Below are 21,311 nucleotides of genomic sequence, written 5' to 3'. Positions count from 1 at the left end.
ATTAAACCAAACGTAAACCAGACTTTGCCCATTGCGGAACCGGACACCCGATTTAGGCTTAATGATTATTTCATCAATGCGTTACAGGAATGAAAGCATGCAGAATCGCCTCACCATTAAAGATATCGCGCGTCTGAGCGGCGTGGGTAAATCCACCGTCTCCCGGGTGCTGAACAACGAAAGTGGTGTCAGCGAGCGCACGCGCGAACGCGTTGAGGCGGTCATGAATCAGCACGGCTTCTCCCCGTCCCGCTCGGCGCGCGCCATGCGTGGGCAGAGCGACAAAGTGGTGGCGATCATCGTCACCCGTCTGGATTCGCTGTCGGAAAACCTGGCCGTACAGACCATGCTGCCCGTCTTTTACGAGCAGGGTTACGATCCGATCATGATGGAGAGCCAGTTCTCACCGCAGATGGTCGAGGAGCACCTCGGGATGCTGAAGCGCCGCAACATCGACGGCGTGGTGCTGTTTGGCTTTACCGGTCTCAGCGAACAGATGCTCACCCCATGGCAATCGTCACTGGTGATGCTGGCCCGCGATGCCCGCGGTTTTGCCTCGGTCTGCTATGACGATGAGGGGGCAATTCACGTTCTGATGCAGCGCCTGTACGACGGCGGTCACCGGCATATCAGCTATCTTGGGGTGCCGCACAGCGACGTCACCACCGGCCAGCGCCGCCATAATGCCTACCTGGAATTCTGCAAACTGCACGCGCTACCAGCGGTGGCGGCGTTACCCGGTCTCGGGATGAAACAGGGCTATGAAAAGGTGGCCGACGTGCTGACCCCGCAGACCACTGCGCTGGTCTGTGCCACGGATACTCTGGCCCTGGGTGCTAGTAAGTACTTACAAGAACAGCGCATCGACAGCCTGCAGCTGGCGAGCGTCGGCAACACGCCGCTGATGAAGTTCCTCCACCCGGAGATCATCACCGTCGATCCGGGCTACGCCGACTCCGGCCGCCAGGCCGCTATGCAGCTGATTGAGCAGGTAAACGGCCGCAGCGAACCGCGCCAGATCGTCATTCCCGCCTCCCTCTCCTGAGCGTCAAAAGACGCTTTATTGTGATCCTCGCCCGGTTTCGGGAACGTTCCCATTTTCCGCGTTACGCTGAAAGAGTAGGCTTGCCACCAGTCCATAACCCCCTACCATCTGTCATGAGGTTTCATGATGAGCAAAGTAAAACAAACGGATATCGACCAGCTGATCGTGCTGGTTGGCGGACGTGACAATATCGCCACGGTCAGCCACTGCATTACCCGCCTGCGTTTTGTATTAAACGACCCGGCCAAAGCCAATCCCAAAGCCATCGAAGAGCTGTCGATGGTGAAAGGCTGCTTCACCAACGCCGGACAGTTCCAGGTGGTGATCGGCACCGAGGTGGGCGACTACTACAAGGCGCTGCTGGCGACCACCGGCCACTCGTCGGCCGATAAAGAGCAGGCCAAAAAGGCCGCGCGCCAGAACATGAAGTGGCATGAACAGCTCATTTCACATTTCGCGGAAATTTTCTTCCCGCTGCTGCCGGCGCTGATCAGCGGCGGTTTAATCCTCGGCTTCCGTAACCTGATTGGCGATGTGCCGATGAGCGACGGCAAAACCCTCGCCCAGATGTACCCGGCCCTGCAGAGTATCTATGACTTCCTGTGGCTGATTGGTGAGGCGATCTTCTTCTATCTGCCGGTGGGCATCTGCTGGTCGGCGGTGCGCAAAATGGGCGGCACGCCGATTCTGGGTATCGTGCTGGGCGTAACCCTCGTCTCTCCGCAGTTAATGAACGCTTACTTACTTGGGCAGCAGGTGCCTGAGGTGTGGAACTTCGGCCTGTTTACCATCGCTAAAGTGGGCTATCAGGCCCAGGTAATCCCGGCCCTGCTGGCCGGTCTGGCGCTGGGGATGATTGAGACCCGCCTGAAGCGCATGGTGCCGGATTATCTCTATCTGGTAGTGGTGCCGGTGTGCTCCCTGATCCTCGCGGTGTTCCTCGCCCACGCCTTTATCGGTCCGTTTGGCCGCATGATTGGCGATGGCGTGGCGTACGCGGTGCGTCACCTGATGACCGGCAGCTTCGCCCCGATTGGCGCCGCGCTGTTTGGCTTCCTGTACGCCCCGCTGGTGATCACCGGCGTGCATCAGACCACCCTGGCGATTGATATGCAGATGATCCAGAGCCTCGGCGGCACCCCGGTGTGGCCGCTGATCGCCCTGTCGAACATTGCGCAGGCCTCGGCGGTGACGGGCATCATCATCGTCAGCCGGAAGCATAACGAACGTGAAATCTCGGTGCCGGCGGCGATCTCCGCCTATCTCGGGGTCACCGAACCGGCGATGTACGGCATCAACCTGAAATACCGCTTCCCGATGCTGTGCGCGATGATCGGCTCCGGACTGGCGGGCCTGCTGTGCGGTCTGAACGGCGTGATGGCTAACGGCATCGGCGTCGGCGGCCTGCCGGGCATCCTCTCTATCCAGACCAGCTACTGGCAGGTGTTCTCCCTGGCGATGGCCGTGGCGATCATCGTTCCGATGGCGCTGACCACCATCGTCTATCAGCGCAAGTTCCGTCAGGGCACGCTGCAGGCAGTTTAATCTCTTTCGGGGCGCAGTTGCGCCCCTTCCCATTTGCAGGAACGCATCATGAATACCCTTCCTCACTGGTGGCAAAACGGCGTCATCTATCAGATCTACCCGAAGAGTTTCCAGGACACCACCGGGCGCGGCACCGGGGATTTACGCGGCGTCACACAGCGTCTCGACTATCTCAAAAACCTCGGCATCGACGCCATCTGGCTGACGCCCTTCTATATCTCCCCGCAGGTGGATAACGGCTACGACGTGGCGAACTACGTCAGTATCGATCCGGCCTACGGCACGCTGGATGATTTCGACGAGCTGGTGGCCGAGGCCCATCAACGCGGGATCCGCATCGTGCTGGATATGGTGTTCAACCACACCTCCACCCAGCACGCGTGGTTCCGCGAGTCGCTCAATAAAGAGAGCCCGTACCGCGAGTTCTATATCTGGCGCGACGGCACCCCGGAGCAGCTGCCCAACAACTGGCAATCCAAGTTTGGCGGCAACGCCTGGCGCTGGCATGCCGAAAGCGAGCAGTACTATCTGCACCTGTTTGCCCCGGAACAGGCGGATCTCAACTGGGAAAACCCAGAGGTGCGCGCCGAGCTGAAAAAAGTGTGCGAATTCTGGGCCGATCGCGGCGTGGACGGCCTGCGTCTCGACGTGATTAACCTGGTGTCGAAAGACCAGGACTTCCCGATGGATGAGATCGGCGATGGCCGCCGCTTCTACACCGACGGGCCGCGCATTCACGACTATCTGCAGGAGATGAGCCGGGACGTCTTTATCCCCCGCAACCTGATGACGGTGGGCGAGATGTCCTCCACCCGCCTGGAGCACTGTCAGCAGTATGCGGCGCTCGACGGGCGTGAGCTGTCGATGACCTTCAACTTCCACCATCTGAAGGTCGATTATCCCAACGGCGAGAAGTGGACCCTGGCGAAACCCGATTTCGTGGCGCTGAAAGCCCTGTTCAGCCACTGGCAGCAGGGGATGCACAACCGGGCGTGGAACGCGCTGTTCTGGTGTAACCACGACCAGCCGCGCATCGTCTCGCGCTTTGGCGATGAGGGCGAGTACCGCGTCCCGGCGGCGAAGATGCTGGGGATGGTACTGCACGGCATGCAGGGCACGCCCTACGTCTACCAGGGCGAAGAGATTGGCATGACCAACCCGCACTTCACCCGCATCACCGACTACCGCGACGTGGAGAGCCACAACATGTTCGGCGGGCTGCGCACCCAGGGACGGGATGCCGACGAGCTGCTGGCAATCCTCGCGAGCAAATCCCGGGATAACAGCCGCACGCCGATGCAGTGGGATGCCTCGCCGAATGGCGGGTTCACCACCGGCGAGCCGTGGATCGCCCCGGGCAATAACGCGGAAGCGATCAACGTCGAGGCGGCGCTGGCCGATCCCGACTCGGTGTTTTACACCTATCAGAAGCTGATCCGGCTGCGTAAAACCCTGCCGGTGCTCACCTGGGGGGGATTATCAGGATCTGCTCCCGGATCACCCGTCCCTGTGGTGCTATCGCCGCCAGTGGCAGGGCCAGACGCTGATGGTGGTTGCCAGCCTGAGCCGCGAGTGCCAGCCGTGGCAGCCGCAGGCGATTGAGGGTGACTGGCAGGTGGTGATGAGTAACTATGCCGAAGTGTCACCGCAGCCGGGCACCATGACCCTGCGGCCGTTTGAAGCGGTATGGTGGCTGCAGGCCTGATGATATTCGTCGGGCACCGCACGGTTGCCCGGCGCACGCTTTTTTGATGGAAAATCAACCAGATTAGCCCTTGAAGAATTTACAAAGCCCGGATCGCCCGTCATCTGTACACTTCGTTTTTTACCTTGTCCTGAATCAAATAAATCGCAAACTTGTTTGATGCAAATCACTATATATAGAACTTAGAATGCTCGCCGACCCAATATGTTGTATTCGTCGTCTATTATTGCCACAAGACGATGCCAACCACAGTGCACAAAATTGTGGATAAAAAGGGTCGATATCAGGAGAAATCGCGGGCGAGTCGGCAGTTACGGACCTGACCCCTTTCCCTGCCTCTGTGGATAACCTGTTCTTAAATGGAGTGATCATGACACCGCATGTGATGAAACGAGATGGCTGTAACGTGCCTTTCAAATCAGAGCGCATTCAGGAAGCGATTCTGCGTGCAGCTAAAGCAGCGGGAGTCGATGACGCAGATTACTGCGCCACCGTCGCAGAAGTTGTCAGTCATCAGATGCAAAACCGCAGCAAGGTGGATATCAACGAGATCCAGACCGCGGTGGAAAACCAGCTGATGTCTGGCCCCTATAAGCAGCTGGCGCGTGCCTACATTGAGTACCGTCACGACCGGGATATCGAGCGTGAAAAACGCGGCCGCCTGAATCAGGAGATCCGTGGCCTGGTGGAACAGACCAACTCTGCGCTGCTCAACGAAAACGCCAATAAAGACAGCAAAGTGATCCCCACCCAGCGCGACCTGCTGGCCGGTATCGTCGCCAAGCACTATGCCCGCCAGCACCTGCTGCCGCGCGACGTGGTGCAGGCGCACGAGCGCGGGGATATTCACTATCACGATCTCGACTATTCGCCGTTCTTCCCGATGTTCAACTGCATGCTGATCGACCTGAAGGGCATGCTGACCCACGGCTTCAAGATGGGCAACGCCGAGATTGAGCCGCCAAAATCGATCTCCACCGCCACCGCGGTGACGGCGCAGATCATCGCCCAGGTCGCCAGCCATATCTACGGCGGCACCACCATCAACCGGATCGACGAAGTGCTGGCCCCGTTTGTTACCGCCAGCTTTAACAAGCACCGTCAGACGGCAGAAGAGTGGCAGATCCCGGATGCCGACGGTTACGCCCATTCCCGCACCGAGAAAGAGTGCTACGACGCCTTCCAGTCGCTGGAGTATGAGGTGAATACCCTGCACACCGCCAACGGCCAGACGCCGTTTGTCACCTTTGGCTTTGGTCTGGGCACCAGCTGGGAATCACGTCTGATCCAGCAGTCGATTCTGCGCAACCGTATTTCCGGTCTCGGCAAAAACCGCAAAACCGCGGTGTTCCCGAAGCTGGTGTTCGCCATCCGCGACGGCCTGAACCACAAGTTCGGCGATCCGAACTACGACATCAAACAGCTGGCGCTGGAGTGCGCGAGCAAGCGCATGTATCCGGACATTCTGAACTATGACCAGGTGGTGAAAGTCACCGGCTCGTTCAAAACTCCGATGGGCTGCCGCAGCTTCCTCGGCGTGTACGAAGATGAAAACGGCGAGCAGATCCACGACGGGCGCAACAACCTCGGCGTGATCAGCCTGAACCTGCCGCGCATCGCGCTGGAAGCCAAAGGCAATGAAGACGCGTTCTGGAAACTGCTGGACGAGCGCCTGCTGCTGGCGCGTAAGGCGCTGATGACCCGTATCGCGCGTCTGGAAGGGGTCAAAGCGCGCGTCGCGCCGATCCTCTATATGGAAGGGGCCTGCGGCGTGCGCCTGAAGGCTGACGACGACGTGTCTGAGATTTTCAAAAACGGCCGCGCGTCTATTTCGCTGGGCTATATCGGGATCCACGAAACCATTAACGCCCTGTTCGGCGACCAGCACGTCTACGACAGCGAAGCCCTGCGGGCGAAAGGCATCGCTATCGTCCAGCGTCTGCGAGACGCGGTGGATCGGTGGAAAGAGGAAACCGGCTACGGGTTCAGCCTCTACAGCACCCCGAGCGAAAACCTGTGCGACCGCTTCTGCCGCCTCGACACCGCCGAGTTTGGCGTGGTGGAAGGCGTGACCGATAAAGGCTACTACACCAACAGCTTCCACCTCGACGTGGAGAAGAAGGTGAACCCGTACGACAAGATCGACTTTGAAGCGGCCTACCCTCCGGTGGCGAGCGGCGGGTTCATCTGTTACGGCGAGTACCCGAACATACAGCACAACCTCAAGGCGCTGGAAGACGTGTGGGATTACAGCTATCAGCACGTGCCCTATTACGGCACCAACACGCCCATCGACGAGTGCTACGAGTGCGGCTTTACCGGCGAGTTCGAATGCACCAGCAAAGGCTTCACCTGCCCGAAATGCGGTAACCACGACGCCGCCCGCGTCTCCGTGACCCGCCGCGTGTGCGGTTATCTCGGCAGTCCGGACGCGCGTCCGTTTAATGCCGGGAAGCAGGAAGAAGTGAAGCGCCGGGTTAAGCATCTGGGGAATGGGCAAATCGGTTAATTCCGTAGATCGATTTTCCCCCCCTCACCCTAACCCTCTCCCTCAAGGGAGAGGGAACCGATCGAGCAGATTGTTAAGCCCGACACCGGTTTTCTCCCTCTCCCTGTGGGAGAGGGCCGGGGTGAGGGCATCAGGTTAACGCTATGAACTTCCACCAATACTACCCCGTCGACATCGTCAACGGCCCCGGCACCCGCTGCACCCTGTTTGTCTCCGGCTGCATTCATGAATGCCCCGGCTGCTACAACAAAAGCACCTGGCGGCTCAATTCCGGCATGCCGTTTACCAGCGAGATGGAACAGCGGATCATCGACGATCTCAACGACACGCGCATCAAACGCCAGGGGATCTCCCTCTCCGGCGGCGATCCCCTGCACCCGCAGAACGTGCCGGATATTCTGAAGCTGGTGCAGCGCATTCGCGCGGAGTGCGCTGGCAAAGATATCTGGGTATGGACCGGCTACAGGCTGGAGGAATTAAACGATGCCCAGATGCAGGTAGTGGACCTGATCAACGTGCTGATCGACGGCAAGTTTGTGCAAGATCTGAAAGATCCGATGCTGATCTGGCGCGGCAGCAGTAATCAGGTGGTGCATCATTTGCGTTGAGTTTTACAGCCGCTGATTTGCGTCACGGTAGACGGCTGATTTTTCGCGTTTTCCCACTGCGACCACAAATACCGTGATGACTTCATCCCTCACCTGATACACCAGCCGATAACCGGACGCTTTTAGCTTGATTTTGTAGCAGTCCGGCAAGTTATGGAGCCTGGCAGATTCTATCCGCGGGTTGGACAGTACGACCGCCAGCCTCTTTTTAAACTGAGACTTAACAGTCTCACCCAGTTTCTGCCACTCCTTTAGCGCACGCGGATCGAATTCAAGCTCATAAGTCATCCAGACTAACCTTGATCCCTTTTTGCGGATCCGCCAGCCGTTCCCTGACCGTTCTGATCAGCTCATCTTCGCTGTCGCTCACCGTCACGGTTTTGACCGGCATGCGGCCATTTTCTGCGACATACTGGAACAGAAGCCGGACGGCTTCCGTCGGGGTAATATTCAGTTTTTCCAGCACGGCATAAGCCTCGTTTTTGAGTTTGTCATCCAGACGGACATTCAGCGTGGCCATTATGCCTCCGATAAGATCGAATTTGTAATGCAGTTTAGCATTACATTCGCATTACATCGAATTCTGGATAACGCCTCTCAAAACCGGCTCAAACACTCCATCGCCACGGTTTTAAACTCTTCAAAGTCGTGGCAGCCGCACAGCCGGGACATCGCCCGTTCGCGCAGGAAAGTGACGAAGATATCGTAGATCGCCATCGCCTCCTCATACTCGCTTTTACTGATCGCCAGCAGGAAGATCACGTGCGCGGTGTCGTCGCCCCACTGGATGCCCTGCGGGGCCAGCACGGTGTAGACCACGGTTTTTTGCGCCAGCAAACCGAGGGAGTGCGGCAGGGCAATACCGTCGCCGAGCAGGGTGCTGACGATGGCTTCACGCTCCACCACCGAGTCGAGAAACTCCGCGTCAACAAACCCCTCCTCCTGCAGCTGGCCGCACAGCTCGCGGAACAGCGTCTGCTGGTCGATGGGGCGATCGATAACCCGGAAATGGCTGGCGTCGAAGAACTTCTCCAGCATCCACGGGCGGGTTCTGTCCACCAGCACCAGCTTGCCGATCTGCTCTAACTGGTAGTCGGTCGGGAACGGGGCGATCAGTACCACCGGCTTGGCTTTTTCCGCGATCCGCGCGGTGGAGATGACAAAATCCTCACTGATGCTTTCGCACTGTTCGTACTCCCGCAGCGTCAGGGTGCGGGTCACCTCGATTTGCGGATACTTACGTTGCAATACCGCCTCGATCATCCGCACCATCGCGTTGCCCGCGTCGCAGACCAGCAGCACCCGCGGCTGGCGCTGATAGCCGATATTGTAGTGGCGCTCCAGCCCGACGCCGATGTGCAGCACCAGGAAACCGATCTCGTTTTCGCTGATCACGTACGGGGTGTATTTCCCCCAGCTGGAGACCGCCGCGAGGGTCATGTCCCACGCCATCGGGTAGTGCTGCTTGATGTTATCCAGCAGCGGATTGGGGATCATGATCTGGTAGCGCACGCGGGTGATCATGGTTTTTATATGGGTCAGCAGATCCGCGTGCAGCTGGGTGTCGTCGAGCAGGTTGTAGTTAAAGTGGGTGTTGATGTAGCGCAGGATGTAGTTTACCAGCGCCTCTTCATCGTCGGCGTTGATGGCGCTGGGGGAGATCTCCTGCACCTGGCGCGCGGCGATATGCACCCCCAGCCAGGTCTCTTCCGCAGGTGAAAGCGTCTTATCCGCCAGCCGGGCGATGGCGCTGGCGATATCCCGCGCCGCATCGCGCACGTTCTCAGCCACCTCTTCGGCGTTAAATTCCGGCAGCGGATAGCCTTCGCTGATGCGCCGTACCGTTACCGCGCCGTAGAGGCGTAAAAACAGCTCGCCTTCGTCGGTCAGGCGAATGTGGTGACGGGTGAAAGTCTCATGCAGCACGGCGGCGAGCTGTTCCGGCACGCCAGCGTTGAGCGCCACTTCCGTGACCAGCGGATTGAGGTTGTCCTGCTGCGCCAGCTGCCACAGCAGATCGGTCAGGCAGGCGCGGATGGCCATCTCGCTGCCAAAGAGCTTCATGCCGTGGCGCGGGCGGGTCTCCAGGGTCAGGCGATAGCGGTGAAACCACTCGCGCACCTCCGCCATATCGCTTTGCAGCGTGGCCCGGCTGACAAACCACTCGTCGGCCAGATCTTCCAGCTTGAGGGAGAACGCCGAGGTGAGAAAGCGCACCACCAGGTAGTGCACCCGCTCCGGGCCGGTGCGCGGGATCCGCAGCATCCGCGGGTGGGAATTCTGCAGCTGCTGATAGCGGGCCTGATCGTCGATCTTCAGCTGATAGCCGTTCCCGCGGCTGAGGATAAACTGCGCCCCGTTCCCCGCCAGCAGCGCATTCAGCGCGGTAATGTCCGCCCGGACGGTACGCGTGGATACCGACAACCGTTGCGCCAGTTCGTCCTGAGGCAGCGTTTCGTTTTGCAACATCTCAAACAGTTGCGCTAAACGTTGGTTGGGAAATCGCACGGGGTTGTCCTCTTACTGCTTAGGGTGAAATGACCATCTGGGATGGGCTGCCGAGCGGGGTGTAGTCAGGCTCGAAGCTCAGCTTACCGTCCTGCGCCACACGGAAACGGGTGATGTTGTCGCTGCGCTGGTTCATGACGTACAGCCAGCGCCCCTGTTTATCCAGCGTCAGGGTGCGCGGGTAATCGCCCCGCGTCCAGACATCGTCCTGATGCGTCAGCGTGCCATCCGCCGTTACGGTAAAGTGCCCGATGCTGTTATGCAAACGGTTAGCGATATACAGCTGCTTTCCATCGGCACTTAACGCCAGCCCGGCAGCAAAACTGGTGCCTTTGTAACCTTCCGGCAGGGCAGAAACCGTCCTGCCCTCTTTCAGGGTGCCGTTGGCCTCCACGGCATAATGGGTCAGCGTAGACGCCTCTTCGTTAATCAGCCACAGGGCATCGCCTTTTGGCGTAAAGACGAAGTGGCGCGGCCCGGCCCCTTTCGAGGAGGCGCTGATAAACGGCGGGTCGTTCGGGGTCAGCTTTCCGCTTCGATCGTCAAAACGGTACTGATAGATGCGATCCAGCCCAAGATCGGTAGAAAAAACATATTTCCCGCTCGGATCGGCGGCGATCATGTGCGCATGCGGGCCGTTGTGATCGCTGATGGCGAAACTGCCTTCTGCCGCCGCTTCGGGTTTCGCCGCGCCAGGTTCACCCCGATCCTGCTGTTTATCTGTTGCCTCGCCCAGACTGCCGTCGGCATTGATCGGCAGAACGGCGATCGATCCGCTGACGTAGTTCGCCACCAGCAGGTGCCGGCCGTTCGGCGTCAGGGAGAGGTACACCGGCCCCGCCCCGCCGGACGCCACCTGATTGAGCTCGGTCAGCTCGCCGTTATCGCCCACCCGCAGCGCCTGCACCACGCCCTGCTCCACTTCGCTGGCCAGATAGAGCGTTTTGCCATCGTTTGAGGCGGTTAACTGCGCGGCGTTCGGCAGTTTGCTCACCAGCGTTTTATTGCTGAGCGCACCGGACTGCGGGTCAACGCTAAAGCGATACAGCCCCTCACCGTTCGGGTTGTAAGTACCCACCCAGGCATATTGCGTCTGGGCGACAGCGGCGGTAGCAAGTAAAGAGAGTGAAGCGACAAGCAGGTTACGGGTATGCATGGTGGCTCCTTCAGGTTTGTGCGGAGTTTCCCCCTCACCCTAACCCTCTCCCCAAAGGGGAGAGGGGACGATTACACCCTCTCCCCTTTGGGGAGAGGGCTGGGGTGAGGGGGTGTTGTTTTTATTACTTCACCAGTTTCTTCGTCATTTCCAGCAGCGTACGCACATCTTCCGGACGCGTATCGCCGCTGGCTTTGTCGATGATCGAGCTGTAGATGTGCGGGATGATCCTGCTCACGCCGGCATCCAGGGCGATCTGCAGGATCTCTTCATAGTTTTCCAGATCGATACCGCCGGTCGGCTCCAGCCAGAAGTCGTGACGGGCGCAGGCTTCCGCCACCGCTTTGTACTCGTCACGACACTTCAGGCCGCCCATCGGGAAGTATTTGATCGAGCTGCCACCGAAATCTTTCAGCAGGGCAATGGCGGTTTCCACCGGGACGATACCGTCCGGTGCCGCGCTGCTCAGCGGACCGGTAGAGATCTTGACCATCCCGACGGTGCCGGTCGGCGAGACCAGACCGTTGACCACGGATTCACTCTGCCCCAGCAGCGCGCGGCTGGTGGCCACGCCGGTGAAGACCTGGTTGACGTGCTGCGGCTGCACCTGGCGGGAGATTTCGCTCACCATCGCCGACTGGTTCGGATCGCCCGCGCCGAGGCCTACGGAGAGCGCGTTGTCGATAAGCTGAGCATACTCGCGCATGTCGGCCACGGCGCTTGCCACGTCCGGGTAGTTTTTGGAGAGCACGCCCACCAGCACATGGCCCTCTGCCGCTTCATAGATGGCGCTGGCGTTGGCTTTGGAGCCGGCCAGCACGTTCAGGCAGACGCGGTCACGGTAAAAATTGGGGGTCAGTTTCATGCTTTTTTCTCCTGGCCTAATACTTCGCTGATGCGGCGATAGACGATATTCAGTTGCTCAGCGCTGACGCTGCGCACGTCGGCTTCGATGATCCCTTCGTTGGCCTTGTAGCCGCGGAAGTAGATGGCGTATTCGCCCTGCTTCAGCGCATGCACCAGGTCGCCGGTGCCGACGCCGGTAGTGGCTTCGTCGAACTTGATTTCGGTGCGGGCGATGTCGCGCCCGGCGCTGTCCCAGACCACGCGTGCGGTCACGCCGTTGAGGGTGTTGAGCGCATCAATAAACGGAGTCATCTTCGCCACCATCTCATCGCCGCTCTCTTTGGTCGCCGTCAGGTAGTGTTCGATGGCGCAGGTCAGGCCCAGAATGCCCTCTTTACCCACCTTCATGGCGCGGCCAATGCCCGCCGTCTGGCGCTTCACCCACTCAACGTACCGGGTTCTGCCGATCACCAGGCCGCTGGTCGGCCCTTCGATGGCCTTCGCGCCGCTGTAGATCACCAGGTCCGCACCGGAACGGTAGTAAGCGTGCAGATCTTCTTCCGCCGCCGCATCGACGATCAGCGGCAGATCGTGCTTACGCGCCACCACCGCGGCCTGCTCCACGCTGAGCATGCTCTTCTGCACGCAGTGGTGGGATTTGATGTAGAGGATCGCCGCGGTGCGCGGGGTGATCGCCGCCGCCAGCTGATCGGCGGAGCATTCGTTGGCGTAGCCCGCTTCCACCAGCCTGCCGCCGCCCAGTGCTACCATGGTGCCCACCGGCGCGCCGAAGTTCACGTTGTGGCCTTTCGGCAGGACGATCTCGTTGTTCTCAATCGGGGTGACGTGCAGGTTCTCCAGCAGCCAGTCACTGTCTTTCACCAGTACCGCCGCCACCGACTGGGCGATGCCCGCCGAGGCGCAGGAGACCACGGTCGCCCCTTCCACATCCAACAGCTTCGCGATGTACTCGCCGGTTTTGTTGACCAGATCCTTCATCTCGAAGTACTGGTTCATACCGTCCATGGCCGCCTGCACCACTTCCGGGCGCGGGGTGGAGACGCCGAGCGCGGTCATGCGTCCGGAGGTATTAATCACCTGTTTTAAATTGTATTTCTCAAAAATTGAAGGCATGTTCCGTGCTCCCTTGTTCGGTCATGTAGCCCTTGCCCGCGCGGATCGCGGCAAGCGGCACCAGAATGTGTTCAGCCTGCAGGCTGTCGTTTTCGGCATCCGTCAGTACGGTTGGCTGGCGTTTAATCGTGAACAGCGTCAGGTCGGCGTCGAGGCCAGGCTGAATGCGGCCTTTATGGGCCAGGCGCAGGCCGTCGGCGGCGTTGGCGGTCACGCACTCAATCACCTGCGGCAGCGACATGCCGATGGCGAGGAATTTCGACATCACGCTGGCCAGCGAGCCCACCGGGCCGTTAATGCGGTTGCGGCAGTAGATATCCGAGCTGATGGTGTGCGGCAGAATGCCCATCGCAATGGCGCGTTTCGCCACCTCAAAGCTGAAGCTCGCCGTACCGTGGCCGACGTCCAGACGCACGCCGCGTTTCAGGGCGCTGGTGACAGAGGCACGCAGTTCGCCGGAGGGGGGTCAGAATGCGGTTCGGCTTGCCGTTGTAGCAGTGGGTAATGATGTCGCCGGAACTCAGCAGGTCGGCGATTTCGTCGAGATTTGGCGGATTGTTGCCGATATGCACCATCAGAGGCAGATCGCCATTCTCTTTCTGGATGGCTTTGGCGCGTTCCAGCGGCGTAATGCCGTTCTCACCGACCACGCTGCTGCTCATGCGCGCTTTCAGGCCGACGATAAAATTCGGGTGGCGTTGTACCGCCTGCTTCACCGCCCCGGCGTCGATGTTGGCCATATTGGCCAGCTCGTTCTGGGCAATCAGCCCGACGCGGGAGATGTTCAGCAGGGCAAAGACCTCGGTGGAGGCCTTGCGGGTGATGTTGTAGAAGTCGTCCACGTCATCCGCCCCGGTGCTGCCGGCATCCACTACCGAGGTGACACCGGTGGCAATGCCCACGCTGTCCGGCTCGTCATGGTAAATCGGGGAGTTCGGGTAGCAGTGGACGTGGGAGTCAATCCAGCCTGCGCTAACAAACACTTCGCCGTTCAGCTCCACCGTTTTTTGGGCAGGCGCGGCGATGTCGCCCACCGCTGCGATCTTCCCGTCCTGAATGGCGATATCGGTCAGGGTATCGTCGGTGAGGCGCGCACGGCGCAGGAGTAAATCAAACATGGGGTTCTCCTGATAAGGCGGGCGCCTGAGCGCCCGCGGGTATTAAAGGGCGACCGGGAACAGCCAGCCCAACAGCATCGCGCCGAGGATGGCGCCACCGGTAATCGGCTTCTGCCAGATGTAGAACAGCAGTGCGCCCAACAGGGAACCGATGCCGATAGGAATCGACGCGGTCATGGCGCTGAGGATAATCAACGGCCCGAGGAAGCGACCGGAGGCGTTACCGGCCCCCATCATCACGTCAGCCCCGTAGGTGGAGTTGCTCTGGTTGATGGTGAACTTACGCGCCAGGATGATGATGTAGCCAATCGCCAGGCCAATAATCAGGCCGGTCGCCAGCGAGGCGATAAAGTTGGTCACCGGGAACATGATGCCCGCCCCCAGCAGCAGCGCCGGAACGCCGAGGCCCACGCCGGTCTGGATCGCCCCGCCGATATCGAGGATCCCCACCAGGGAGCCTTCGATAATACGGGCGAACAGGAAGCTGGCGCCGAACGCCGCCACCGCGCCGTAGGCACCGGTATCGATGCCCGCTTTCAGCATCGCCACGAAGGCCACTTCGTTAAAAGCGCCGATGCCGTAGAGGTAGTACATGTGCGTCCCGGCGAACACGCCGGAGGAGAGCAGGCCAACGAAGATCGGGAACGACCAGTCGGCATACCAAAAACCTTTATTCTGTTCCATTTAGAGGCTCCTGTTACTTGCCGCTGAGCGAGTTGTGGATCATGTCGAGCCAGTTCGGCACGGTCAGATGGAAGGATTCAATCATCTTCATGTCGAAGCCGCGGAAGAAGCCGCTCAGCACGAACAGCAATACGATGGCGACCATCATCACTTTGGTGACGTGGTTCCAGCCGCTCTCTTCCACGCCCTTACCGATCAGAATACCCAGCACCAGACCCGGTACGGCGTTACCCATGATCAGCTGCGCCGCGCCGCCAAAGACGGTGGCCCAGAAGCCCGATTTTTTACCCGCGTCGATGGCCGCCAGCCAGAAGATCACCGGCATCACGGTGTTCACCAGCAGGTTGGCAGCAGGCACCAGCACCTTCACGGCGGTGACCTGGAGCGCAGCAGGAACGGACGAGGCGGTGAGGTTGAGGAAGGTGACGACAATCATGCCGATCACGCCGCAGGCAATTGCCATTTTGCGGGGATCGTGCAGCGTCTCGCCGACGTTGCGGTTTTTGATCATCAGCGCCGCGGCACCCCAGTTTGGGATGATGCGATGGTCAACGTCCTGCGTGAAGGAACCCGCCGCAACCGACGAGGCCCAGGCGTTGAAGAAGAAGCCTAACCCAAAGGAGAAGTGAGACGCCGGATCTCCCTCACAGGAGTTCAGCTCCCCCAACGTACGAAACGCGCCCATACCCTGTGTGGTAGGCGCATGAAACATGCGTGCAGCCCCGGCGCCTACGCCGACGCCAACCAGGCCGCCGATGATGAGCGATTTTATTAAAATTATCAGGAACATTCGTCTGCCCTATTTAGTAAGAATCAGCGTTGCGTGACAAAATCCACCTGGTCGAGATTGATGGCAGTCACGTTGACGGTCACGTCCAGCTCCACGCTGTAGGTGCGTCTTTCCCGGCGCAAAAAGAAGAACAGAAACGCCTCTTTACGCACCGCTTCTTGCGCCTGAACAACCTGCACATCCTGTGGCTCAATACGCAGTAAGATATGCGGTGATGCTTTCATCACCGCGGCCTGAACGTGGTTCAGCGCGTCGGCAAAGGCGCGCGCTTTGGCGTCACCCTTGCCTTTCACTCTCACCGTGGTGGTGAACTGTTCTTTCATGCTTATGCGCCGTGCTTCTTCTGCCACGCCTGTACCAGACGCTCGCCCAGCTCTTCTTTATCCATAAAGCCAAAGCCGAGCACGTTGCAGCCTTCGTTGATGGCGGTGACGCCCTCTTCCACGGAACGCATGCCGTACTTCGCTTTGTAGCCATATTTGGTCTGGGCGGTGATGGCACCCGCGCCGCCGCTGCCGCAGAAGGAGATGCCGAAGGTGGCGTTTTCCGCCTTCATCACGTCACCCAGCTTCATGTCTGCCGCCACGCCTGGCACAACCACTGCGCGACCGCCCGCCTTTTCAACGCCTGCTGCAACCTTCTGACCTTTACCCAGGCGATCGCCGATAACGACTGTAATTTGTTCCATGATGTGCTCCTTAAAGGTTGTCTTTTGCGACTTCAAAGTGAACGGAGAGCAGCCAGGCTTCTTCATCAGGAAGGTTGCCAAACTGCGCCACGACTTCGCGGGCAAGCCGCATTGATTCAGGTGAAATTTCGTCGAACAGGTCAGCCTCGACCTCCGGCAGCGGCTCGCCGGTCACCGACCGGTGCGCCATGGCGCGAACGTGGGAGGTCAGCATCTGCTCCTGAACGGCATTGGGGATAATGTGGTGATGACTAAGCAGCGTGAACGTCTGCTTGAGCATGGTGTCGGCCAGCTGTTCAGTTTGCGCCGCCTGGTCTCCAGTGTCGTTTATTACCGTTCCGTTAATCACTCGTCTTACCCCGTTATTGGCTCTGGGATAAAACTAACGCCGGAGGTTACGGGTTTGTAGCGAGTTGTTTTCCACTTCGAAGTGGAAAGGAGAGCGGCACCAGTGATCTGTGCCACATAATTGACCTGAATGATGATATTCCGCTGGTTTTACGTGATGAATATCACGCTCTCGCGCGGGTAAAACGGCGTTGTGGAAGTGAAAAAGTTTACGAGCAGACACGTAGAAATGTGAGCTGGATAAGGTTTTCTTATGCGGATTGGGTAGAGTGGCCGTGGGTGCTTGAGACTGACCGTCTCATGCATGGGACGGGAAGTGGAAAGCCCCGCCTGACTAAAAATCAGGGCGGGGGCTCGAAACGACACGTCACACCGTGGAGTTCGCTACCTCGCCTGCTTTAAAAGCAAGGAGGCATCCATGAAAAGCACGAAACTTATTATCAGAGTGGCAACGATTGCCGCAGTAACAGCAATCCTGCTCAAGCTGATAACCCGGCGAACCCTTTGCGAGATTAGCTTTCGCAACGGTTCACTGGAAGTGACTGCCCGACTGGACTGCAGCTCTGGCAAGGAGTAGAGCTAATATGCGGGGGGAGCGCAATCCCCCTGCATTTCATAAGTGTATCAAGGACGTGCGGCTCAGGCACCCATTAACGGTATTTTTTGTGATAGGTGTTACGGGTAGTGACGAACCCGTCGGCTGCCGCCTGGGCCTCTTTCACTTTGCCTTCATTGGCCAGCTTCAGCGCGCCGTCAATCTGCCCGACCAGCGTCTCCAGACCGTGACGGAAATCTTTCATCTCCGCGCTGTCTTCTGCTTTGCCTTCCAGCTTCGGCGGGGTCTCTTTTTGCGCATCTACCGCAGCAGCACGCATTTTGGTCAGAGCGCCTTTCATCTCCGCCGCGTTGTCCGTTTTCTGCACCACCTTCAGGTTTTCGCTGAGGGTGTCCATATTGTCTTCCAGGTCGGCAAATACCGACGAACTCAATACCAGCGTTGAGGCTGCGAGGATGGCTAACAAGTTTTTACGCATTGCTCACTTCCTTTTTTATTATCAAAAAAAAGCGCACCGGAGTGCGCTTGAGTGTTACTGGCCGGCGATCTTCATCTCCGGCAACAGCACCGATCCGCACTGGATATTGCTGCGGGTTTCAATATCGTTGCCCACCGTCACGATATTGCGCCACATATCCTTTAAGTTGCCGGCGATGGTAATTTCGCTCACCGGATACTGAATTTCACCGTTCTCAACCCAGAAGCCGGACGCTCCGCGCGAGTAGTCGCCGGTTACGCCGCTGACGCCCTGGCCCATCAACTCGGTCACCACCAGTCCGGTGCCCATCTCTTTCAGCATCTGTTCAAAGCTCAGGCCGCGGCCTGGGATACGCCAGTTGTGGATCCCGCCCGCATGGCCGGTGCTTTGCAGCCCCAGTTTGCGTGCGGAGTAGCTGGTCAGCAGCCACTGGGTCAGGATGCCGTCTTTGATGATATCCCGACGCTCCGTACGCACGCCTTCGCTGTCGAACGGCGTGGAAGCCAGCCCTTTCAGCAGGTGCGGATGCTCTTCAATGGTCAGCCATTCCGGCAGGATTTGCGTGCCCAGCGCGTCGAGCAGGAAGGTCGACTTACGGTACACCGCGCCACCGGCAATGGCGCCCACCAGATGCCCGAACAGTCCGGTTGCCACTTCATTGGCAAAGATCACCGGTGCTTTCATGGTAGACAGTTTTCGTGGAGCGAGGCGGGACAATGTGCGTTTTGCGCACTCCATCCCAACCCACTCTGGCGACTGAAGGTCGCCCATCGCGCGGCCGATGGTGTAGGCGTAATCACGCTCCATATCGCCGTTCTCTTCGGCAATCACGCAGCTGGAGAGGGAGTGACGGGTGGAGCTGTAGCCCTGCAGCATGCCGTGGCTGTTGCCGAAGACCTTGATGCCGTAGTGGCTGTTAAAGCTACCGCCTTCGGTGTTGGTGATGCGCTTGTCGGCGTTAAGGGAGGCCTGTTCCGCGCGAGCCGCGAACTCAATGGCTTCGTCAGGGGTCACTTCTGCCGGGTGGAACAGATCCAGATCCGGGGCTTCAAAAGCCAGTAATTCCCGGTCTGCGACGCCGGCGTAAGGGTCCGCAGAGGTGTAGCTGGCGATATCCAGCGCCGCCTGCACGGTACGCGCAATGGCGTCTGGGCTGAGGTCGGTGGAGGAGGCGCTGCCTTTACGGTTCTGGTGATAAACAGTAATCCCTAACGCGCCATCGCTATTAAATTCAACGGTTTCCACTTCGCCATAGCGGGTGCTGACGCTCAGGCCGGTGGTTTTACTGACGGCGACTTCTGCCCCGTCGGATTTCGCTGACGCCAGCTCCAGAGCCATGGAGACAGCTTCTTCCAGTGCTTTACGCTGCGCTGCAACTTGTGAGATCACTTTCATCGTAAATGCCATAATGTAAGGTGTAGTTAGCTGAAGTCTATCAGAGAACCGTTTCTCAGTACGCGCCTAAACTGGTAAGATTAGCCTCTTTTTTTAAGGAGCCTGACATGACTAAGCAGCCCGAAGACTGGCTCGACGACGTTCCCGGTGATGACATCGAAGACGAAGATGATGAGATCATCTGGGTCAGTAAAAGTGAAATTAAACGCGACGCCGAAGAGTTAAAACAGCTTGGTGCGGAAATGGTAGAGCTGGGTAAGAACGCGCTGGATAAAATCCCGCTCGATCCCGACCTGCGTGCCGCTATCGAACTGGCACAGCGCATCAAGAAAGAGGGCCGTCGCCGCCAGCTTCAGTTGATTGGTAAAATGCTGCGCCAGCGCGACGTAGAGCCTATTCGCCAGGCACTGGATAAGCTGAAAAACCGCCACAACCAGCAGGTTGCCCTGTTCCACAAGCTGGAGCAGATCCGCGATCGCCTGATTGATAATGGTGATGACGCTCTGGCGGAGGTGCTGAACCTGTGGCCGGACGCCGACCGCCAGCAGCTGCGCACGCTTGCCCGTAACGCGAAGAAAGAGAAAGAAGGGAATAAGCCGCCGAAGTCTGCGCGCCTGATCTTCCAGTATCTGCGCGAACTGGCAGAAGCCGAAAGTTAATCCTCGTGCATGCTGTTCGCCGGATGGCGGCGTAAACGCCTTATCCGGCCTACAAATGCGCACGAAATGTTGGCCCGGTAAGCATAGCGCCACCGGGCTTTTTTATTACTCTGCCGCTTCTGCTTTCTTCGCCAGACCGTCCAGCAGTTTCTGATGGATCCCACCAAACCCGCCGTTGCTCATCACCAGAATGTGATCGCCCGGCTGCGCGGTTTTCACCACCATCTCCGCCAGCGTATCGACATCCGCACTCCAGTGCGCAGGCTGAATGCAGGCGTCCGCCACTTCCGCTACCTGCCACGGAATATGCTGCGGCTGCAGGAGGAAGACTTCATCCGCCCGGCCTAACGACGGGGCGAGGTCATCTTTGCAGACGCCCATCTTCATGGTGTTAGAGCGCGGTTCCAGTACGGCCAGAATACGCGCCGTGCCGCCCACTTTGCCGCGCAGCGCCGCCAGGGTCGCGAGGATCGCCGTCGGGTGATGGGCAAAATCGTCATACACCGTCACGCCATTCGCTTCGCCGCGCAGTTCAAGGCGGCGACGGGCGTTAATGAACGATCCCAGCGCATTGGCCGCATCGGCAGGCAGCACGCCCACATGACGGGCTGCGGCAATCGCCATCAGGCCGTTGTGCATGTTGTGTTCACCCACCAGCGCCCAGTGCACTTCCCCGACTTTTTCACCGTCCAGCAGCACTTCCCACTGGGAGGCGTCGTTGGTCAGTTTTTTCGCCTGCCAGTGGCCCTGCTCGCCCACCAGCTCCTGCTCGCTCCAGCAGCCCATTGCCATCGTCTGCTTCAGGTTAACGTCGTTTTCCGGCAGGATGATACGTCCCTGGCCCGGCACGATGCGCACCAGATGGTGGAACTGCTTCTGAATCGCTTTCAGGTCGTCAAAGATGTCCGCATGATCGAACTCAAGGTTATTGAGGATCAGCGTGCGCGGGCAGTAATGAACAAATTTAGAGCGCTTGTCAAAGAAGGCGCAGTCGTATTCATCCGCTTCAATGACAAAGAACGGGCTGTCGCCCAGGCGGGCAGAAACCTCGAAATTCCCCGGTACGCCACCGATCACAAAGCCCGGCTTATAGCCGCAGGCTTCGAGGATCCAGGTTGCCATCCCGGCGGTGGTGGTTTTGCCGTGCGTCCCCGCAACGGCCACAACCCAGCGATCGCGCAGTACAAAGTCGTGCAGCCACTGCGGGCCCGACATGTAGGGAATATTCCTTTCCAGCACGGCTTCAACGCACGGATTACCGCGGGTCATGGCGTTACCAATGATCACCAGATCCGGCTGCGGATCCAGCTGGCTGGCGTCGTAACCCTGAATAAGATCGATGCCCTGGTTTTCCAGCAGCGTGCTCATCGGCGGATACACATTGGCGTCCGAACCTGTCACTTCATGGCCAAGAGCGCGCGCCAGCATAGCCAGGCCGCCCATGAAAGTGCCACAAATCCCCAATATATGAATGCGCATACGTCACTATCCTTCTTCAATGTGGCGCACATTTTACGCATATGTCAGCAGCAGAGAAAC

The 21,311-nt window shown here is 58.9% G+C and carries 20 protein-coding genes and 2 pseudogenes; 7 read left to right on the top strand and 15 right to left on the bottom strand.

What is annotated here, in order from left to right:
- The first annotated feature begins 97 nt into the window (after positions 1-97).
- The 5 genes and pseudogenes from treR (at position 98) to nrdG (ending at position 7,412) form a co-directional block, all read left to right on the top strand.
- Positions 98-1,045, top strand: coding sequence for a trehalose operon repressor TreR (gene treR / locus AAHB66_RS02325; RefSeq protein WP_347115076.1), 948 nt, complete (start codon positions 98-100; stop codon positions 1,043-1,045).
- A 126-nt stretch (positions 1,046-1,171) separates the two neighbouring features.
- Complete coding sequence (treB, locus tag AAHB66_RS02320) at positions 1,172-2,590, top strand: PTS trehalose transporter subunit IIBC (RefSeq protein ID WP_347116405.1); 1,419 nt, start codon at positions 1,172-1,174, stop codon at positions 2,588-2,590.
- 48 nt (positions 2,591-2,638) lie between these two features.
- A pseudogene (gene treC / locus AAHB66_RS02315) lies at positions 2,639-4,295 on the top strand (alpha,alpha-phosphotrehalase).
- A 370-nt stretch (positions 4,296-4,665) separates the two neighbouring features.
- Positions 4,666-6,804, top strand: coding sequence for an anaerobic ribonucleoside-triphosphate reductase (nrdD, locus tag AAHB66_RS02310; protein WP_347115075.1), 2,139 nt, complete (start codon positions 4,666-4,668; stop codon positions 6,802-6,804).
- A 143-nt stretch (positions 6,805-6,947) separates the two neighbouring features.
- Positions 6,948-7,412, top strand: coding sequence for an anaerobic ribonucleoside-triphosphate reductase-activating protein (nrdG, locus tag AAHB66_RS02305; protein WP_347115074.1), 465 nt, complete (start codon positions 6,948-6,950; stop codon positions 7,410-7,412).
- 3 nt (positions 7,413-7,415) lie between these two features.
- On the opposite strand, the gene AAHB66_RS02300 is transcribed toward nrdG, so the two are convergent.
- The 12 genes and pseudogenes from AAHB66_RS02300 to AAHB66_RS02245 form a co-directional block, all read right to left on the bottom strand.
- Positions 7,416-7,700: a type II toxin-antitoxin system RelE/ParE family toxin gene (locus AAHB66_RS02300; protein ID WP_347115073.1), complete on the bottom strand. Its 285-nt coding sequence runs from the start codon at positions 7,698-7,700 to the stop codon at positions 7,416-7,418.
- A complete protein-coding gene (locus AAHB66_RS02295; RefSeq protein ID WP_333854807.1) occupies positions 7,690-7,932 on the bottom strand; it encodes a type II toxin-antitoxin system RelB/DinJ family antitoxin in 243 nt (80 codons plus the stop codon). The genes AAHB66_RS02300 and AAHB66_RS02295 overlap by 11 nt, the downstream gene beginning before the upstream one ends.
- 77 nt (positions 7,933-8,009) lie before the next feature.
- Entirely contained in the window at positions 8,010-9,920 is a 1,911-nt protein-coding gene (locus AAHB66_RS02290) for a PRD domain-containing protein (protein WP_347115072.1), read from the bottom strand.
- Positions 9,921-9,939: 19 nt separating this feature from the next.
- A complete protein-coding gene (locus tag AAHB66_RS02285) occupies positions 9,940-11,076 on the bottom strand; it encodes a lactonase family protein (protein WP_347115071.1) in 1,137 nt (378 codons plus the stop codon).
- A gap of 124 nt (positions 11,077-11,200) precedes the next feature.
- On the bottom strand, positions 11,201-11,941 hold the full coding sequence (locus AAHB66_RS02280; RefSeq protein WP_347115070.1) for a KDGP aldolase family protein: 741 nt from the start codon (positions 11,939-11,941) through the stop codon (positions 11,201-11,203).
- Positions 11,938-13,056, bottom strand: a complete 1,119-nt coding sequence (locus AAHB66_RS02275; RefSeq protein ID WP_347115069.1) for a DgaE family pyridoxal phosphate-dependent ammonia lyase — start codon at positions 13,054-13,056, stop codon at positions 11,938-11,940. The genes AAHB66_RS02280 and AAHB66_RS02275 overlap by 4 nt, the downstream gene beginning before the upstream one ends.
- Positions 13,040-14,174 (bottom strand): annotated as a pseudogene (locus tag AAHB66_RS02270) (amidohydrolase/deacetylase family metallohydrolase). Before AAHB66_RS02270 ends, AAHB66_RS02275 begins: the two are co-directional and overlap by 17 nt.
- A 42-nt stretch (positions 14,175-14,216) precedes the next feature.
- Positions 14,217-14,858, bottom strand: a complete 642-nt coding sequence (locus tag AAHB66_RS02265) for a DUF4310 family protein (protein WP_142488005.1) — start codon at positions 14,856-14,858, stop codon at positions 14,217-14,219.
- A 13-nt stretch (positions 14,859-14,871) separates the two neighbouring features.
- Positions 14,872-15,648 carry a DUF4311 domain-containing protein gene (locus tag AAHB66_RS02260; RefSeq protein ID WP_337016683.1) on the bottom strand — a complete coding sequence of 259 codons (777 nt, stop codon included), beginning with the start codon at positions 15,646-15,648 and terminating at the stop codon, positions 14,872-14,874.
- Between the two features lie 23 nt (positions 15,649-15,671).
- Positions 15,672-15,971 carry a DUF4312 family protein gene (locus AAHB66_RS02255; protein WP_006810338.1) on the bottom strand — a complete coding sequence of 100 codons (300 nt, stop codon included), beginning with the start codon at positions 15,969-15,971 and terminating at the stop codon, positions 15,672-15,674.
- A gap of 2 nt (positions 15,972-15,973) precedes the next feature.
- Positions 15,974-16,336 carry an SFCGS family glycine-rich protein gene (locus AAHB66_RS02250; protein WP_002437459.1) on the bottom strand — a complete coding sequence of 121 codons (363 nt, stop codon included), beginning with the start codon at positions 16,334-16,336 and terminating at the stop codon, positions 15,974-15,976.
- Positions 16,337-16,346: 10 nt separating this feature from the next.
- Positions 16,347-16,685 carry a glycine dehydrogenase gene (locus AAHB66_RS02245; protein WP_106994092.1) on the bottom strand — a complete coding sequence of 113 codons (339 nt, stop codon included), beginning with the start codon at positions 16,683-16,685 and terminating at the stop codon, positions 16,347-16,349.
- A 417-nt stretch (positions 16,686-17,102) separates the two neighbouring features.
- Here AAHB66_RS02245 and AAHB66_RS02240 point away from each other — a divergent pair, with 417 nt between their 5' ends.
- On the top strand, positions 17,103-17,261 hold the full coding sequence (locus AAHB66_RS02240; protein ID WP_347115067.1) for a Hok/Gef family protein: 159 nt from the start codon (positions 17,103-17,105) through the stop codon (positions 17,259-17,261).
- A gap of 73 nt (positions 17,262-17,334) precedes the next feature.
- Here the strand turns inward: AAHB66_RS02240 and cybC are convergent, their stop codons facing one another.
- Both cybC and pmbA read right to left on the bottom strand, forming a co-directional pair.
- Positions 17,335-17,718 (bottom strand): cytochrome b562, encoded by a 384-nt coding sequence (cybC, locus tag AAHB66_RS02235; protein ID WP_347115066.1) that lies wholly within the window; start codon positions 17,716-17,718, stop codon positions 17,335-17,337.
- A 54-nt stretch (positions 17,719-17,772) separates the two neighbouring features.
- On the bottom strand, positions 17,773-19,125 hold the full coding sequence (gene pmbA, locus AAHB66_RS02230; RefSeq protein WP_347115065.1) for a metalloprotease PmbA: 1,353 nt from the start codon (positions 19,123-19,125) through the stop codon (positions 17,773-17,775).
- 95 nt (positions 19,126-19,220) lie between these two features.
- Here pmbA and yjgA point away from each other — a divergent pair, with 95 nt between their 5' ends.
- Positions 19,221-19,772 (top strand): ribosome biogenesis factor YjgA, encoded by a 552-nt coding sequence (gene yjgA, locus AAHB66_RS02225; protein ID WP_106994089.1) that lies wholly within the window; start codon positions 19,221-19,223, stop codon positions 19,770-19,772.
- Positions 19,773-19,877: 105 nt separating this feature from the next.
- Here yjgA and mpl read toward each other — a convergent pair whose 3' ends face one another.
- Positions 19,878-21,251, bottom strand: coding sequence for a UDP-N-acetylmuramate:L-alanyl-gamma-D-glutamyl-meso-diaminopimelate ligase (gene mpl / locus AAHB66_RS02220; RefSeq protein ID WP_347115064.1), 1,374 nt, complete (start codon positions 21,249-21,251; stop codon positions 19,878-19,880).
- Between the last annotated feature and the right edge of the window lie 60 nt (positions 21,252-21,311).

This window comes from Leclercia sp. S52, from assembly GCF_039727615.1.
Taxonomy (GTDB): Bacteria; Pseudomonadota; Gammaproteobacteria; order Enterobacterales; family Enterobacteriaceae; genus Enterobacter; species Enterobacter adecarboxylatus_B.
Note: the sequence above shows the minus strand (reverse complement) of the source record. Positions and strands in the feature narration are given on the sequence as shown.

Coding starts and splice junctions, on each gene's coding strand:
- treR (WP_347115076.1), top strand. CDS start 98: ATGCAGAATCGCCTCACCATTAAAGATATCGCGCGTCTGAGCGGCGTG.
- treB (WP_347116405.1), top strand. CDS start 1,172: ATGAGCAAAGTAAAACAAACGGATATCGACCAGCTGATCGTGCTGGTT.
- nrdD (WP_347115075.1), top strand. CDS start 4,666: ATGACACCGCATGTGATGAAACGAGATGGCTGTAACGTGCCTTTCAAA.
- nrdG (WP_347115074.1), top strand. CDS start 6,948: ATGAACTTCCACCAATACTACCCCGTCGACATCGTCAACGGCCCCGGC.
- AAHB66_RS02300 (WP_347115073.1), bottom strand. CDS start 7,700: ATGACTTATGAGCTTGAATTCGATCCGCGTGCGCTAAAGGAGTGGCAG.
- AAHB66_RS02295 (WP_333854807.1), bottom strand. CDS start 7,932: ATGGCCACGCTGAATGTCCGTCTGGATGACAAACTCAAAAACGAGGCT.
- AAHB66_RS02285 (WP_347115071.1), bottom strand. CDS start 11,076: ATGCATACCCGTAACCTGCTTGTCGCTTCACTCTCTTTACTTGCTACC.
- AAHB66_RS02280 (WP_347115070.1), bottom strand. CDS start 11,941: ATGAAACTGACCCCCAATTTTTACCGTGACCGCGTCTGCCTGAACGTG.
- AAHB66_RS02275 (WP_347115069.1), bottom strand. CDS start 13,056: ATGCCTTCAATTTTTGAGAAATACAATTTAAAACAGGTGATTAATACC.
- AAHB66_RS02265 (WP_142488005.1), bottom strand. CDS start 14,858: ATGGAACAGAATAAAGGTTTTTGGTATGCCGACTGGTCGTTCCCGATC.
- AAHB66_RS02260 (WP_337016683.1), bottom strand. CDS start 15,648: ATGTTCCTGATAATTTTAATAAAATCGCTCATCATCGGCGGCCTGGTT.
- AAHB66_RS02255 (WP_006810338.1), bottom strand. CDS start 15,971: ATGAAAGAACAGTTCACCACCACGGTGAGAGTGAAAGGCAAGGGTGAC.
- AAHB66_RS02250 (WP_002437459.1), bottom strand. CDS start 16,336: ATGGAACAAATTACAGTCGTTATCGGCGATCGCCTGGGTAAAGGTCAG.
- AAHB66_RS02240 (WP_347115067.1), top strand. CDS start 17,103: ATGAAAAGCACGAAACTTATTATCAGAGTGGCAACGATTGCCGCAGTA.
- cybC (WP_347115066.1), bottom strand. CDS start 17,718: ATGCGTAAAAACTTGTTAGCCATCCTCGCAGCCTCAACGCTGGTATTG.
- pmbA (WP_347115065.1), bottom strand. CDS start 19,125: ATGGCATTTACGATGAAAGTGATCTCACAAGTTGCAGCGCAGCGTAAA.
- yjgA (WP_106994089.1), top strand. CDS start 19,221: ATGACTAAGCAGCCCGAAGACTGGCTCGACGACGTTCCCGGTGATGAC.
- mpl (WP_347115064.1), bottom strand. CDS start 21,251: ATGCGCATTCATATATTGGGGATTTGTGGCACTTTCATGGGCGGCCTG.